The 14,323-nt window shown below is 37.9% G+C and carries 14 protein-coding genes; 2 read left to right on the forward strand and 12 right to left on the reverse strand.

The genetic code is table 11. From position 1 onward, the window contains the following. Positions 1 to 98: 98 nt before the first annotated feature. The 12 genes from eutC to QJV27_RS10515 form a co-directional block, all read right to left on the reverse strand. A complete protein-coding gene (gene eutC / locus QJV27_RS10460) occupies positions 99 to 878 on the reverse strand; it encodes an ethanolamine ammonia-lyase subunit EutC (RefSeq protein ID WP_281448870.1) in 780 nt (259 codons plus the stop codon). Positions 879 to 880: 2 nt separating this feature from the next. After that, on the reverse strand, positions 881 to 2,263 hold the full coding sequence (locus QJV27_RS10465; protein ID WP_281448871.1) for an ethanolamine ammonia-lyase subunit EutB: 1,383 nt from the start codon (positions 2,261 to 2,263) through the stop codon (positions 881 to 883). A gap of 4 nt (positions 2,264 to 2,267) precedes the next feature. Then, positions 2,268 to 3,659, reverse strand: a complete 1,392-nt coding sequence (eat, locus tag QJV27_RS10470; protein WP_281448872.1) for an ethanolamine permease — start codon at positions 3,657 to 3,659, stop codon at positions 2,268 to 2,270. 227 nt (positions 3,660 to 3,886) lie between these two features. Then, on the reverse strand, positions 3,887 to 5,560 hold the full coding sequence (locus tag QJV27_RS10475) for a sugar MFS transporter (RefSeq protein ID WP_281448873.1): 1,674 nt from the start codon (positions 5,558 to 5,560) through the stop codon (positions 3,887 to 3,889). 171 nt (positions 5,561 to 5,731) lie between these two features. Further along, positions 5,732 to 6,370 (reverse strand): 5,6-dimethylbenzimidazole synthase, encoded by a 639-nt coding sequence (bluB, locus tag QJV27_RS10480; protein WP_408869641.1) that lies wholly within the window; start codon positions 6,368 to 6,370, stop codon positions 5,732 to 5,734. 81 nt (positions 6,371 to 6,451) lie between these two features. After that, a complete protein-coding gene (locus QJV27_RS10485) occupies positions 6,452 to 7,105 on the reverse strand; it encodes an MlaC/ttg2D family ABC transporter substrate-binding protein (RefSeq protein WP_281448875.1) in 654 nt (217 codons plus the stop codon). Positions 7,106 to 7,122: 17 nt separating this feature from the next. Next, complete coding sequence (locus QJV27_RS10490) at positions 7,123 to 7,884, reverse strand: MlaA family lipoprotein (RefSeq protein WP_281448876.1); 762 nt, start codon at positions 7,882 to 7,884, stop codon at positions 7,123 to 7,125. 335 nt (positions 7,885 to 8,219) lie between these two features. Next, entirely contained in the window at positions 8,220 to 9,050 is an 831-nt protein-coding gene (locus tag QJV27_RS10495; protein ID WP_281448877.1) for a TerB family tellurite resistance protein, read from the reverse strand. Between the two features lie 76 nt (positions 9,051 to 9,126). After that, the gene (locus QJV27_RS10500) at positions 9,127 to 9,351 is read right to left on the reverse strand and encodes a ribbon-helix-helix domain-containing protein (RefSeq protein ID WP_281448878.1); all 225 of its coding nucleotides are present in this window, start codon (positions 9,349 to 9,351) and stop codon (positions 9,127 to 9,129) included. After that, complete coding sequence (gene queG / locus QJV27_RS10505; protein ID WP_281448879.1) at positions 9,348 to 10,400, reverse strand: tRNA epoxyqueuosine(34) reductase QueG; 1,053 nt, start codon at positions 10,398 to 10,400, stop codon at positions 9,348 to 9,350. The genes QJV27_RS10500 and queG overlap by 4 nt, the downstream gene beginning before the upstream one ends. A gap of 130 nt (positions 10,401 to 10,530) precedes the next feature. Next, positions 10,531 to 11,310 (reverse strand): SDR family oxidoreductase, encoded by a 780-nt coding sequence (locus tag QJV27_RS10510; RefSeq protein WP_281448880.1) that lies wholly within the window; start codon positions 11,308 to 11,310, stop codon positions 10,531 to 10,533. 342 nt (positions 11,311 to 11,652) lie between these two features. Continuing rightward, positions 11,653 to 12,207 (reverse strand): CC0125/CC1285 family lipoprotein, encoded by a 555-nt coding sequence (locus QJV27_RS10515; RefSeq protein WP_281448881.1) that lies wholly within the window; start codon positions 12,205 to 12,207, stop codon positions 11,653 to 11,655. Between the two features lie 186 nt (positions 12,208 to 12,393). On the opposite strand from QJV27_RS10515, the gene QJV27_RS10520 reads away from it, so the two are divergent. Together QJV27_RS10520 and QJV27_RS10525 are read left to right on the forward strand one after the other, a co-directional pair. Next, positions 12,394 to 12,867: a YhcH/YjgK/YiaL family protein gene (locus tag QJV27_RS10520; RefSeq protein ID WP_281448882.1), complete on the forward strand. Its 474-nt coding sequence runs from the start codon at positions 12,394 to 12,396 to the stop codon at positions 12,865 to 12,867. 200 nt (positions 12,868 to 13,067) lie between these two features. Continuing rightward, positions 13,068 to 14,312 carry an NAD(P)/FAD-dependent oxidoreductase gene (locus tag QJV27_RS10525; RefSeq protein WP_281448883.1) on the forward strand — a complete coding sequence of 415 codons (1,245 nt, stop codon included), beginning with the start codon at positions 13,068 to 13,070 and terminating at the stop codon, positions 14,310 to 14,312. The last annotated feature ends 11 nt before the right edge of the window (positions 14,313 to 14,323 follow it).

Here is a 14,323-nt window from a genome sequence, read left to right on the forward strand (position 1 = left end):
TTTTGATAAGGAAAGGGTGAAGATACTATCTTTTCTGCACAAATAGACAAAGGCAACGAATATTTAAAATAAATTTTGTTGCCAATCACTTTTATAAATCAGGAGTGGTCAATATAAAGTGGTTTATTGCTAGGCAAAGCAGCATAATCGCTTTCATCTTTTAATTGAACACCGCTCAGTTGCCGAACAAAGCTATGTTCTAATAGCCACGCTAGTTTAAAAGCAGCTAAGTCATATGTTAACCCTTCTGGGCGCACATTAGAAATACAGTTACGATCTGCATCAGTGCGGGTATCATCAGGATGCCAAGTCATATAAATGCCTAAACTGTCAGCAGAAGATAAGCCTGGACGTTCCCCAATCAGCATGACGATTGCTTTTGCTTTTAAAATACTGCCAATTTTGTCCCCAAGTGCCACTCTTGCTTGATGGGCCAAAACGATGGGGCCAAGACTAATATTTAATTTTTTTAAATAAGGCAACAGAGCCTTTACGACTTTAATGGCCTGTCGATCAACTGCGAAAGAGGATAGGCCATCGCCAATAACAATAATTAGATCCGCAGGGGTAAGCTCGATATTATTTTTTAATAAATTAATACTGTCTTGATCTAGAGTTCTACCTAGATCGGGTCTGCGTAAATATTCATTACGATCTTTGGCGCAGCTGTGTACTGTTAGGCTTGTCAATTCTAATGGGGTCAGTTGGGTTTGCAATGCTTGACTATCAAAAGGTTTGTGTACTGCATCGCGTGCCTGGGCATGGGCGAGACTAAAATTTAGAATTTCTTTGGTTGGGAGACTGACCCCATTACGCCCCAGAGCAATACGTGCTTTGGTAAAATCCTTTAAAAACGACCAATTATCGGTAAGAGACATGTTTATTCTCCTGTGGGTAAAGCACTAAGTAAAGGATGGTTGGGGGCGGGGACTCTTAATATACCTTCATGATCTGTAATATGCATTTTTTCTAGCCATATTCGAAATTCAGGTGCATGCTTTAATCCTAGTAACCGCCGAATATATAAAGCATCATGGAATGATGTGCTTTGATAGTTTAACATAATATCATCTGCACCTGGAACACTGATGATAAAGGGAATCCCCGCGGCCCCTAGTAAAGTAAGTAAGGTATCCATATCATCTTGATCAGTTTGAGCGTGATTGGTGTAACAAATATCACATCCCAAAGGCAGCCCTAGTAATTTTCCACAAAAATGATCTTCCAGTCCTGCACGAATAATCTGCTTGCCATCATACAAATATTCTGGACCGATAAATCCAACGACTGTATTTACCAACAGCGGATTGTAATGTCTGGCCACGGCATAGGCTCTGGCTTCACAGGTTTGCTGATCAATACCGTGATGAGCATTGGCCGATAGGCAACTGCCTTGGCCTGTTTCGAAATACATAACATTATTACCAACAGTCCCACGATTGAGCTGTAACGCTGCGTCGTAGGCCTCTTGCAAGATATTTAAATTAATGCCAAAGCTGGTGTTGGCTTTTTCAGTTCCTGCAATAGATTGAAACACCAAGTCCACAGGAATGCCGCGCTCCATTAACTGAATGGTATTGGTCACGTGGGTCAAGACACAAGATTGCGTTGGGATTTCAAAACGTTGAATAACTTCGTCCAACATAGTATTTAGTTTTCCCAAGATGGGCAGGCTGTCACTGGCTGGATTAATTCCAATAACAGCATCCCCACTGCCATATAATAACCCATCTAACATTCCTGCAGCAATTTCTTGTATATTGTCGGTGGGACTGTTTGGTTGTAAACGGGTGGTAATGTGTCCTGGTAAACCAATACTGTTTCGAAAACGGGTAATGACGGTGCATTTTTTTGCTGCAATAATCAAATCTTGATTGCGCATAATTTTACTGACGGCTGCTGCCATTTCTGGGGTAATTGCTTTGGCAGTATTACTTAAAATTTCAGAAGTTGTATTATCGTCTAATATCCATTCCCGAAATCCACCAACTGTCAGGTGACGAATGGTTTTAAAATTGTCATGATCATGGCTATCAACAATTAAGCGGGTTACTTCGTCTTGTTCATAGGGGATTAATTGGTCTTCTAAAAAAGTTGCGAGTGGAATATCTGCCAATGCTAATTTAGCAGCGGCACGTTCTTCGTCACAGCTGGCGCCAATGCCAGCCAATACATCCCCAGAACGAGCAGGAGAGGCTTTGGCCATAACGGTTTTTAAATCTTCGAAAACCCACGTTTGATTGGCTAAAATTGTTTTATACATGGCATTACCCGTTAATATTATGAATGACTTTGGCAGTTTCTTGTTCAACTACTGTTTTTCTGGATGATTTTGTCATTAGAAAATATACATATCCGGCACCCATAAATAAAATGAAGAAAGCAGCAAGTTCAAGGTTATATAACGCCATTGTAATAAGACATATAGTGGACATAACCATCGCAAATAAAGGAGCAAAAGGATACAAAATAGCTTTAAAAGGTCTATGTAAATCTGGCTCACTGCGACGCAGTTTAAATAAAGATGCCATAGAGATAATATACATTACCAATGCACCAAAGGCAGCAACCGTCATGATACTGGCAGTTAGGGGTTGGTTCGCGATAATGATTAAAGAGTCAGAAAAAATTGCACCAATACCAATAAATCCACCGACCAAGATTGCGAGATAAGGGGTCTGCGTATATTTGTTTATTTTGGCCAAAGATCTAGGCAGGTATCCATCCCGGGCCAATGAAAAAATCTGACGGGAATATCCCATGATGATTCCGTGTAACGAGGCGATTAGCCCAGACAGCCCCAGCCATACTAATATTTGTAGCCATATGCTTTGCGACCCTACGATAACTTTCATTGCTTGGGGCAGGGGATCATTAATATTTGCCAGCAAACGCCAGTCACCTTTGGCTCCCCCCGCAAACAGCATAATAAACAAAGCAAGCAAAGTAACCGTGATAATCCCAGCACCCAAAGCTTTTGGAATGGTGCGTTGTGGGTCTTTGGCCTCTTCTGCAGCCATAGATGCCCCTTCAATGGCCAAGAAAAACCAAATGGCAAAAGGGGTTGCCGCTAACATACCTTCAATTGTAGAAAAGTGAAATTGATTTTGTCCAGCCCAGCCGTGGCTGGCAAAATGTTCCCATGAAAAGGTTGGTGCCACCACGCTCATAAAAACAATTAATGCAAATATTGCCAGTAAAGTCACAACTAATTCAAAAGTAGCAGCAATATGAACACCAATAATATTTAGTGCCATAAACAGTAAAAATGCACCGCAAGCAATTAATTTGGTATTAATAAAAGGGAATTGAACGTTGATATATGCACCAATGGCCATAGCAATGGCAGGGGGGGCAAAAACGAATTCGATCAACGTTGCAAATCCTGCAAAAAATCCGACAGTCGGACCAAAGGCACGTAAGGCATAGGCAAAGGGACCGCCAGCATGAGGAATAGCCGTGCTGAGTTCGGTTAGGCTGAAAATAAAGCAACAATACATTGATGCAATTAAAAGAACCACGATAAGAAAACCGAGGGTTCCAGCACTAGCCCAACCATAGCTCCATCCAAAAAAAGACCCTGAAATAACCAATCCAACGGCAATTCCCCACAGATGAAACGTCCCAAGCGTACGATGAAGGGTGGTATTTTCGGACATAGGCACTCCTGATACAATTAATAATAAAATACTAGGTCATTTTAAAATCTCTTAAAATATTAAAAGAAATATTAAATTAGACATTAGGTTGAGTTAAGTAACGAAATAAAAATAGAAAATTAAGTAATTTCTCTTTTATAAAATTACTTATTACTTCATGTTATCGTGATTACTCGAAAAATCTAGGGGGACTCAGAATAATTTTCTTACCCCCTTTTAATCAAATTTTATTGTTCGACTGTTTTACGAGGTTGCGCACCGTGCAGTCCATAATACAAAATATAAAAATAGCATACTAGTGGTAACAAGAATGCGTGATGTAAACCAATACTATCTGCGATGAACCCTTGGGCAAAGGGGATAACTGCGCCACCTACGATTGCCATAACAACTAGGCTAGAGGCTTGTTCTGTTAACGCACCCATGCCTGTAATAGCCAAAGCAAAAATGGTTGGGAACATAATTGAATTAAACAAACCAATAGAAATAATCGAATAAACCGCCACAGTGCCAGATGTTATCATAGTAGTGGTCAATAAACATAGATTGATAATGGCAAAAAGAGACAACAATTTACGTGGTGAAATCTTTACCATTAATGCAGATCCAATGATTCTTCCAACCATAGCCCCACCCCAAAAATAAGCCACATATTGAGATGCTGCTTGTTCAGTTATGCGTCCAATATCAGGCAGGGTTAAGTAGTTGATCATAAAACTTCCAACAGAAACTTCCGCCCCGACGTAAAAGAAAATACCAATGGCTCCAAGTACTGCATGTGAATAACCAAAAACATCTTTTAGGCGGTATGTGTTTGCTGTTGATTTTGCTTCTTCTGATCGATTTTCTGGTAGTTTGAAGATTGCCACAAATCCTGCAAGAAGCAGTAAAATACATCCCAAGACAGCATAAGGCATTTGAACAGATTTGGCCTGATTGTCTCGATAAGACTGCATATTTTGCTCTGTAGTTGCATTTAAAGTATTCTTAAGTTTTTGGAATTGTTGCGTTTGTTCTGAGGTTAAGCTTACGGTTGCAAAATTATCTAGTGCTTGAACCAAAACGGAGGGGGACAGCTGTTCCAGTTTTTCAGCAGAAAATTGACTAAGGATAAATAGTTTTTTATCTGTTGGGATATCCCCTAATACTGTTCCCAATAATTTTGGAGAAAGGCGTTCAGCTTGCTCTAATAAAAGAGTGTCAGGTAATTTTTCATAAATAAAGGGTGGGATATTTTTTAAGGCGTAGGCAACGGCTTGTGGCTCCGCATGTTCAAGAGCGGGTTTGATATCGTTTAACGGTTTATTATTTAACGTTGAAACTAACTGAACGGTTTCCGGAGCATTGCCAACTTGGGCTGGCAGACTGTATGATGCCCCTGTTAAAATCAATAACCCCCCAAGATAAGGAGCAACCGTTGTTCCAAGTGAATTAAACGCTTGTGCCATATTCAGGCGGCTAGAACTGGTTTTTGCTGACCCTAATAGAGTAACATAAGGATTGGCTGCAACTTGTAAAATGGTAATCCCCGTTGCAAGAACAAAAAGGGCTAATAAAAAGACGTAATAGTTATAAGAAATTGCAGCAGGCCAAAAACCAAAAGCCCCAAGTGCTGCAATAATTAATCCTGTGACAATACCTTTTTTATATCCCAGTTTGGAAACAATTTTTCCACCAGGGATAGACATTAAAAAATATGCGCCAAAAAAGATAAATTGCACCAGCATGGCTTGGGCATAATTTAATTCAAAAACAGTTTTTAAATGTGGGATTAAAATATCATTTAAACAGGTTAAAAATCCCCACATAAAAAAAACAGTCGTCATGACGCCTAGCGCAACGGGATAATAGGTAAATTTCCCATTGGTATTATCAGGGGTTGATTGTGGTGAAGTACTCATAATTTTCCTACTTTAATATGCTCGTAAAATGCTTAAAATAGAGTTTAAGTATTTGTAGTGCGGTATAATAAGCAAAGGATATATAAGTAGAATATTACAAAAAAATAAGATGGAAAGTGATTATAATATAGGATCGTGAAAAATTTATGGATTATGGCGATCAAAAAATTGTTATCGGATAATCCATTCTTTTCTTTTAGGGTTTCTTTGCTCCCATCCTTTGTTCTCTAATTCAGGAGTGTCTTGTGTGAATTGTGGATAACCTACACATAGATACGCTATAAAATTCCAATGATCAGGCGTTTTTAAAATCTCTTTAACATGTTGTGGGGGTAAAATAGAAACCCAGCCTACGCCAATACCATAGGCTCTGGCAGCCAGCCAAAAGCTAAATATGGCCATTACTGTTGAATAGGCTGTGGTCTGAGGCATGGTTTGCCTACCTAATCCCATACCTTGTGTTGGATTTTCTTCTGAAAAAACAGCAATATGATGCGGGGCATCATCTAGTCCAGATAATTTTAGATTATTATATAAAATTTGTTGTTCTGAGGTATAGTTTTGGGCAGCTTCTTTATTGGTTGTTTTGAACAAATCGTAAATTTCTGTCTTAATTTTTGGGGTTTTTACCTGAATAAAACGCCATGGTTCACTTAGCCCTACAGAGGGTGCCATGCAAGCAATAGATAAAAGATGATTTAATATTACGTCTGGAATAGGATCTTTTTTGAAATGGCGTACATCTCTGCGCCAAGAAAATAAAGTTTCGAGCGTGCGTATAAAATCATGCGAAAATTGTGGTTCGTGCATCATTTCCCCAAGATAAATAATATAAAAAAACCAGAGGGTTTAAACGCTCTGGTTTTTTAAAAGTAAACTCATCATATTTAATTAAGAATGATTGGCTATTTGTTTTTTTAGTGCTGTGATTAAAGCATCAACACTGTTGCCGTGTCTTGCAATAAAGGAGGTGTAATCACCCCTTTGCGTAACGGAAAGGGAAGCATTTTCACCGATAATATCAACAACCTTGGGGGAGCCACTTTCTGTACTTAAAATCCATTGAATACTAATATCAGGTTGTTTGGGGCGGTGTAAAATGGTTTCAATAGATTTTCTACCATTTTCAATGGTAGAAATTTTACCTATTTCAAAGGAAACGCCTTTATATTCCCCTAAACGGCTGGTAATAGAATTAATTAAAACTTGATGGAATAGTTGTACATATTGCTTTTGTTGCTCGGGTGTTGCAACACGCCAAAAACGTCCTAAACAAAATTTTGCAATGGTATCGACATCAACATCGTTGTTCAAGATGGTAAGAAATTTGGCTTTTTGTTCTTTTTTGGAAAGGTTGCTATTAACAATGGATACCATCCGATTACCGGTATTTTGTAACCATTGACGAAGTTGGCCGTCATTATAGCTAGATTGTGCCAACGCTGCAGGCGCGTAAAAAGGAGAAAGGGAAGTAATGTTTCCTGATAATAGCAAGCCAGAAACTGCAAAAGCAGATAAAAGAAAACGATAAGAGTAGGTTTTCATAATACAATTCCTAACTGTTATTTAAGATACCATGCTGGAACGGTGGCTCTGTGGTCATTAATTAAAGCTTTAATTTCAGCACTTTGTTGTTGTTGGTATGCACTTCTGATGGTTGCATAGGGGTCAAGCGAATCCTTTTGTAACTGATCCATGGCATCAAGATAATCTGATCTAGAGCTAATTACCCCTAAGATATTATAGGCCCAGTTAAAAGTAATCAAGCCATATCCTCTGGGAACGTAATTCAAAGGGGATAATCCTGTTGAAATAACTGTTCCACCCGCGTCACGAAAGCTGGATGGTCCCATGAAGGGAACAAACAAATATGGACCAGACTTTATTCCCCATGTGGCCAACGTCATGCTTGGGGTTGTGTCGTGATGTTTATATCCCACCATCTCGGCAACATCAATAAAACCACCAATACCCGCTACCATATTGATGCACCATCTAGCAAAAATATCACCAGCACGTCTGGGTTTGCCTGCCCCGACATCAGAGAAAAACACAACGGGTTCATTCATTGTGGTGATCATGTTACTTAGGGATTTTCTGACTACTTTTGGTACTGCCCATACGTAAGCTTTTGCAACTGGTCGTAATGTATATTTGTCCACAGTTGTGGTGATTTTGTACATTTCACGATTCGTTGGTTCGAATTTATCATTGTTGCGTTTGTATTCAGCTAATGCTTCTGGATCCTTGGGAACAGGGGCGGTACATGCCCCAACAAATAGATTTAAACCAAAGGCTAAAGTTAAATAGGAGAGACGACGCATTTTTTTTATCTTCTTTATATGAGGCGATAACGAATTGAAAAAAATGGATGGATTCAAATTCATATAGTCCTCAAATCGACCTTTAAAATATTTAAAAACCAGTTTTGAGGGAAAATCCCTCTTTAATCAAGTATATTGATTGCTCTTTTGACAGGGCAGAACGCCGTTAGAACATATCAGATTCATGAGTAAACAACAGAAAAAACGTTCTGTTTTATTTAAAAAACTGATGGTATTGGTTTAATTGTGGTAATTAAACAACAAAATTTATTTCAGGCTTATTCTAAATTAGAATGAGCTATATAAGAAAAATACAGTTGCGGGGAATGCGTAAATTACAACCCTCGATTACGTTTAATATGATCCCAAGCTGCATTAATTTTAACGATTTTAATCGATGATGCTTCCATTTCCTCTGCCGATGCCCCCTTGGCTGCCACTACATCGGGATGATGTTCACGAACCAATTTTCGCCATTGTTGTCTGACTTCTTCATCACTTGCAGTTGGGCTTATTCCCAAAGTAATATACGCATCTGGTTCCGAAGAAGCACTTCTTGGGGTTCCCCCATTAAAAGCATAATCCCATGAATTTTCTGAAAGTTTGAAAATACTGTGCACATGGCGCAGGAACTTAAGTTCTGCTGGATGTAAAGATTCATCAGTATTTAAATCAGCCTTAGCAATTGTAAAAAGTAAAATCAGAAAATTCTCAAGTTTACTTTTCTCATTTTGGAAGGCATTGGCCAATTCTTCAGCAAACTTATGGTAGTCATCTGTTCGCTGTCGGGCTTGGTCAAATAACTTACCAATTTGCTTTTGCTGGGGGGCAGGAACGGGGAAGAACCGTTTGAAAGTATCAATTTCTTTTCGATTGACGGGACCATCACATTTTGCAATTTTGGCTGATAAAATAATCATACATAATGCAAGTAACTGGTCTTTTTTGCCACTTGACGCAGCTAATTTGACAGCAATATAGCTGGCAGCACCTGCAAAATCAGGGGAAATCCTACGTTTCCATTGTTGCGTCCATCCACCAGGAGGGGGGTCAAGTAATGTATTTTTATCTGCGGCATGACCCAATGCGGCCCCAAGTAATGCCCCCATTGGTCCACCTGCGGCAAACCCTGCAACTGTGCCAAATATTTTTCCAAAAAATGCCATTGTGCCTATAACAGTTAAATAAGAAAATAAAATTTAATTTTAATGTTTATTTATTAAAAGGCAATATGATTCATGATCATGGTTTATTCATGACAAATTTTAAGGCTGTTAATCGTAATGCAGAAGATAAGGGTAAATCAGGGTTACGGGTCGTATCAACGGTTGCAATAAAAGCAGCAAGGGTGTTGTGATTTATATCAGCCATTTCTTCAAGAATTTGCCAAAATTCTGTTTCCAAAGCAACACTGGTTTTATGCCCTGATAATTGTAAACTGCGCTTTTGAAGGTAAGGGTTGGTCATGTTGTTAATTGTTGGATGGCCCAATGGGCGCTTTCTTGGATAATGGGGTTTTCATGATTATGCCACTTTTGGACATGGGGCAGCAAGTCTTGTTGATTTGAATTACCAATTGCAATTAAAACGTTACGTATAAAGCGTATGTGCCCGATGCGTTTAATTGGAGATCCAGCGAAGAATTGACGAAATTGTTCCTCATTAAATTCTGCGAATTTTTTTAAACGAGGGGATTGAAGCTCAGGTCTAGCTTGTAATTTGATATGACGAGAATGTTGTGCGAAATGATTCCAAGGACAAACAGCTAAACAATCATCACACCCATAAATACGGTTACCAATGGCACGACGAAATTCATGGGGTATGCTGCCATGATACTCAATGGTTAAATATGAAATACAACGTCGCGCATCCAGTTGGAAAGGTGCTGGAAATGCGTTGGTTGGACAAGCCGCCAAGCATTTTTGACAACTGCCGCAGTGATTTTTTGATGCTGTAGAAACAGGTAGTTCAATAGTAGTCAGGATTTCAGCTAAAAACAACCAGCTGCCAAATTGGCGCGATACCAGATTGGTGTGTTTTCCCTGCCAACCGATGCCTGCTTGTTGAGCTAATGGCTTTTCCATAATGGGGGCAGTATCAACGAAAACTTTTATTTGCTCGTTTTGAGTAAAGGGCTTAGCCTCTTTTAAAATATATTGTGCAAGATGTTTTAACCATCCCTTGATCATATCATGATAATCTCTGTTACGTGCATAAACAGAGATATTAGCGATTGAGGGGTGTTGCAAGTTATATAATGGATCTTGGTTAGGACCATAATTGACCCCAACCGTGATGGCGGATTTTACGTCTGGCCATAAATGGTGGGGACTGGAACGTTGATAAATACGTTCTTTTAACCATTGCATGTCTCCATGGCGATCTAATTCAATAAACTCTTTTAGTTGTTTAGCTTTTGACGGGGACAATTCTGCTTTACTAACACCACACTGATCGAAACCCAGTTCAAAGGCTTTTTTACAAATCAGATGAGTGAAAGAGGCTGGCAACATTAATAATATTTACAATAATTTCAATAAATAGATTTAATTTTTTTAATAGAAAGAGGTTAAAATAACAATGGCTATCTGCAAAACCTGATAATGCAAATAGCCATTATTTTATTATTTGGTAAATAAATTTTTAAGCAATTTGTCCTTGTATGGACTGAAAATGATCGACTTGCTCTCGATAATCGTCACAAATTGGATAGGCTTCGCCTGAAATACAAGATGCTTCCGAACTTCCTAAAAAAGCAATAACGTTAGCAATAGTTTTTGCTTTGCCAAGTTGACGAATAGGGTCGAATATTCCAGTGTGATCTTGGTTCAGTCCTGAAATATTGAGTAATTTCATATCAAGATATCGTGTGCAAATGGCATTGATGCGAATAGAGGATTGTTTGTACTTTCGTGCAAATTGCTGTGTGATTAGTAAAATTGAATCTTTTTTTGTCATGTCTGCAATGATACAAGGACCATCATCAAGGCGATCGATAAAACCACTATTAATAATGACGCCGGGATAATCATCTTTTGCCCAGAAATTTGTTATGTTTTGGTTTAATAAATGTGTTTTATTTGCGTGAAGTAGAATCATACGTTGCCAATATTGATTTTCTTGATTTTGAGGAAGATATTCATCAAATAATACTGGATTGACGAATATCGTATCTATTTTTCCAAACATACGTTTCGTAAACGCAATTAAACCATTGACCTCGTTTTCTGTTCGTAAGGCGGTGTGGAAAAAAGCAACCTTTAAACCTTTATATGCAAATTCTGCTTCAATTTGCTTTCCTAAAGGTAGGTTTTCACCTGTAACGACCACAGAAGCCCCCAAAGAGCAAACTTTTTCAATAATGTTTTTTCCAATATAATTGGTGCCATCAGAGATAATAATAACTTTGTTATGATAATTCATGATGAATCCTTTGGGGGCTTTGATGTTAGTTAAATGATATTTTTGTTATACTGAATAACGTTGTTACCATTGTAAATTAAAGTAAAAACACTATTAACAAATATATTGTAATTATTACGTATACATATTAGTTACGATAATTCAAATAAAAAATCATCAAAATTAATTTTTTTTAATAAATATTTTTTTTGTGAAGGTTTCTAGCATTGTGTGTTGTATTTCACAACGAAAGTGTTTTTTTTATAGAAATTTTAATAGAATCCATTACGGATGAGATTTTAAGAGCACTATAGCAACCAGATTTTATAATTTGATTGCTATTTCTCATTTTAAAATATGGTTTTAATTTTTATTAACTGGGAAGGCAGACAAAACTTGTCCTGTCGGCAAAACACCATAGCGTTGACCCAGGGTTTCTAGAATCATACTGGCGTTATAGGCATTTGCAGGGGCATCATGTGCATTGTGATAACACTGGATATTATAAGCAATTTCTGCGGGTCCTGTTGTAACAACTTGGGGCATTCCATAGAATGGATCACCCCAACCTGGTCCTGGGCCCCACCAACCTGGCCCCCCCCATCCATATGATCCCCATGTTCCATAAGGATAGGTTACTGTTCGTTGTGGTTTGTCATGAACAGCACTAGGGCCACCGACTATTGTAAAATATTGATAACCGTTCAAAACCGTTGTCTGGGCAGCTTTAACCAAGACAATGTTTTGAGCCGCAGTATAAGTAATGTTATCATTGGCGATATAGGAAACACGAAATGTATTTGTGTTTAAGGGATATGTTGTGAAATCGCCTAGTTGATTAAAGGTCAAGGGTTGTGTTGAACAACCACTGACTGCAAGCGTTAATAAAATTGCTGCAGAAAAAGCTTTAAATTTCATTGTGACAATTCTTTCGATTTAAGAATGATATTGGTGTTCATAATATCTTGCGTTATGAAAGAGAGTTTCAGTTAAATGTAGAAGTGGTTATAAGAAATATCAATAAGGTTTTGTAAAGCTGTCACAAAATATGGTTTATTAACAACAGTAATCAGTGCAATGAGTTAAATTTAAGGGGGAAATATTATGATTGCTGGTCATCTTTCAACACCTAGTCCTTTTCCGCTACCAAAGATTATAGAAAAAGGATTAACATTTTTACGACAAACCAATTTTGAGGTTCTGTCAGCTGGAAAAGTCCCAATCGATGGGGATCGTATATTTGCTGAAATTATTGATAGGATGACTTATCATAAAGACACGGCTAAACCAGAAGCTCATGCCAAATATTTAGATATTCATTATTGTGTTTCCGGCATTGAGTATATCGGTGTGGCACCTGATCTGGGAAATAACACTCTTTTTAAATCATTAATGCCTAAACAAGATATATTATTTTATGAGGCTGCCGAACATGAAGTTTTTATTAAGCAAATACCAGGTAGTTATTTGATTGTTTTTCCAACTGATATTCATCGTCCGTGTTGTTGTATGAATAATCCTATGAAAATTCGTAAAGTTGTGATTAAAATTGCAATGGATCATTTAAATCAAATATAGTACTAATCTTGTCATATTTTTTTAACGGTATAAGATAGCTGATTAAAAAAGTTACATAAATATCATAATTCTTTAATTATTATATATGAGTAAAAATAATAATTAATCCACAGTATCTGATAGTAAATTGAATTTAAAACTTTTTTTATGAATGTTCAGCAACCATTCAAATACATAAATCTAATTTAAGGAACACGAATATGCGTAAAAAACGAATTGTAGTACTCGGAGGTGGAATAGCAGGGCTCGAGTTTTTAAGTCGTGTTACTCGAAAAATTGATCATTCCAAATACCAGTTATGTTTAATTGATAAAAATGAACTTCATATTTGGAAACCCATGTTACACACGTTTGCCGCAGGCAGTAATGCGCCTTCTGAACAAGGGATCCCTTTTTTGATACAGGCAAAACGATATAATTTTGTGTTTGAACCTGGCGAAGTGTCAGAGCTAAACATTAAAAACAAGAAAATAACGTTAGCAGCTTATGTGGATAAATATGGCAAAAAGATCTTACCAGAACGTCACGTAAATTTTGATTATTTAGTTGTTGCTTTGGGCAGTCAAACCAATGATTTTAATACAAAAGGGGTAAAAGATTACGCTTATACCATTGATGATCTGGGAAAAGCATTACGATTTTACGACGATCTAAAAAATTATATTATTCAAGCTGCTATCTTAGAAGAAAAACATTATTTAGTTGTGGTTGGGGCTGGGGCTACAGGCGTTGAGCTAAGTGGTGAAATCATTAACGAATTAAAACAATCTGCACAATACTCAGATCATGATTTTGCCAAAAACATTGATTTAACGGTGGTACAGTCTGGTGATCGTGTATTGCCCAGCTTTAAACAAGAAATCAGTCAGGCTGTAAAAGAAACAATGAATGGTATTGGTATTCGCACATTGTTATCACAACGTGTGGCTGAGGTAACCAAAGATAGCGTTGTTTTAGAATCGGGCGAGGTTTTACCCGCCGATCAAGTGGTCTGGACGACAGGGGTGAAAGCACCAAATGTCTTGCAGCAATTAGCTGGTGTCGAACAATCCAAGATTTCTCAATTAGTGGTAAATAATAAATTCCAACTGTTGGATAATGCGGATATCTTTGCCATCGGTGACTGTTCGCAGATGCAGAACAAACCACTGCCTCCTACTGCCCAGGTTGCCAGTCAACAGGCCATTTACCTTAGTGAATATTTTGGAGATATTATCGATGGACGTCCTAATATTCCCCCATTTGAATATCGAGACTACGGTGCTTTGGTCAGCGTTGGTCGTTATGCCTCTTTTGGAACATTTGGCAATCGCATGGCAGTTAAGGGATTGATCGCTCAATTGGCACATTTGTATTTGTACCGTCGCCACCAAATGCAAATATTGGGAATATGGCGGGGACTAAGCGCAATAATTGCTGACTTTTTCCGTAAGAAAGCTCGGTAATTATTAATCAA

The sequence above is a fragment of the Commensalibacter oyaizuii genome (assembly GCF_029953265.1).
In the GTDB taxonomy this organism is placed as follows: Bacteria; Pseudomonadota; Alphaproteobacteria; order Acetobacterales; family Acetobacteraceae; genus Commensalibacter; species Commensalibacter oyaizuii.

Excerpts from the sequence above, each read along its gene's own strand:
- eutC (WP_281448870.1), bottom strand. The coding sequence starts at position 878 with ATGTCTCTTACCGATAATTGGTCGTTTTTAAAGGATTTTACCAAAGCA.
- QJV27_RS10465 (WP_281448871.1), bottom strand. The coding sequence starts at position 2,263 with ATGTATAAAACAATTTTAGCCAATCAAACGTGGGTTTTCGAAGATTTA.
- eat (WP_281448872.1), bottom strand. The coding sequence starts at position 3,659 with ATGTCCGAAAATACCACCCTTCATCGTACGCTTGGGACGTTTCATCTG.
- QJV27_RS10475 (WP_281448873.1), bottom strand. The coding sequence starts at position 5,560 with ATGAGTACTTCACCACAATCAACCCCTGATAATACCAATGGGAAATTT.
- bluB (WP_408869641.1), bottom strand. The coding sequence starts at position 6,370 with ATGCACGAACCACAATTTTCGCATGATTTTATACGCACGCTCGAAACT.
- QJV27_RS10485 (WP_281448875.1), bottom strand. The coding sequence starts at position 7,105 with ATGAAAACCTACTCTTATCGTTTTCTTTTATCTGCTTTTGCAGTTTCT.
- QJV27_RS10490 (WP_281448876.1), bottom strand. The coding sequence starts at position 7,884 with ATGCGTCGTCTCTCCTATTTAACTTTAGCCTTTGGTTTAAATCTATTT.
- QJV27_RS10495 (WP_281448877.1), bottom strand. The coding sequence starts at position 9,050 with ATGGCATTTTTTGGAAAAATATTTGGCACAGTTGCAGGGTTTGCCGCA.
- QJV27_RS10500 (WP_281448878.1), bottom strand. The coding sequence starts at position 9,351 with ATGACCAACCCTTACCTTCAAAAGCGCAGTTTACAATTATCAGGGCAT.
- queG (WP_281448879.1), bottom strand. The coding sequence starts at position 10,400 with ATGTTGCCAGCCTCTTTCACTCATCTGATTTGTAAAAAAGCCTTTGAA.
- QJV27_RS10510 (WP_281448880.1), bottom strand. The coding sequence starts at position 11,310 with ATGAATTATCATAACAAAGTTATTATTATCTCTGATGGCACCAATTAT.
- QJV27_RS10515 (WP_281448881.1), bottom strand. The coding sequence starts at position 12,207 with ATGAAATTTAAAGCTTTTTCTGCAGCAATTTTATTAACGCTTGCAGTC.
- QJV27_RS10520 (WP_281448882.1), top strand. The coding sequence starts at position 12,394 with ATGATTGCTGGTCATCTTTCAACACCTAGTCCTTTTCCGCTACCAAAG.
- QJV27_RS10525 (WP_281448883.1), top strand. The coding sequence starts at position 13,068 with ATGCGTAAAAAACGAATTGTAGTACTCGGAGGTGGAATAGCAGGGCTC.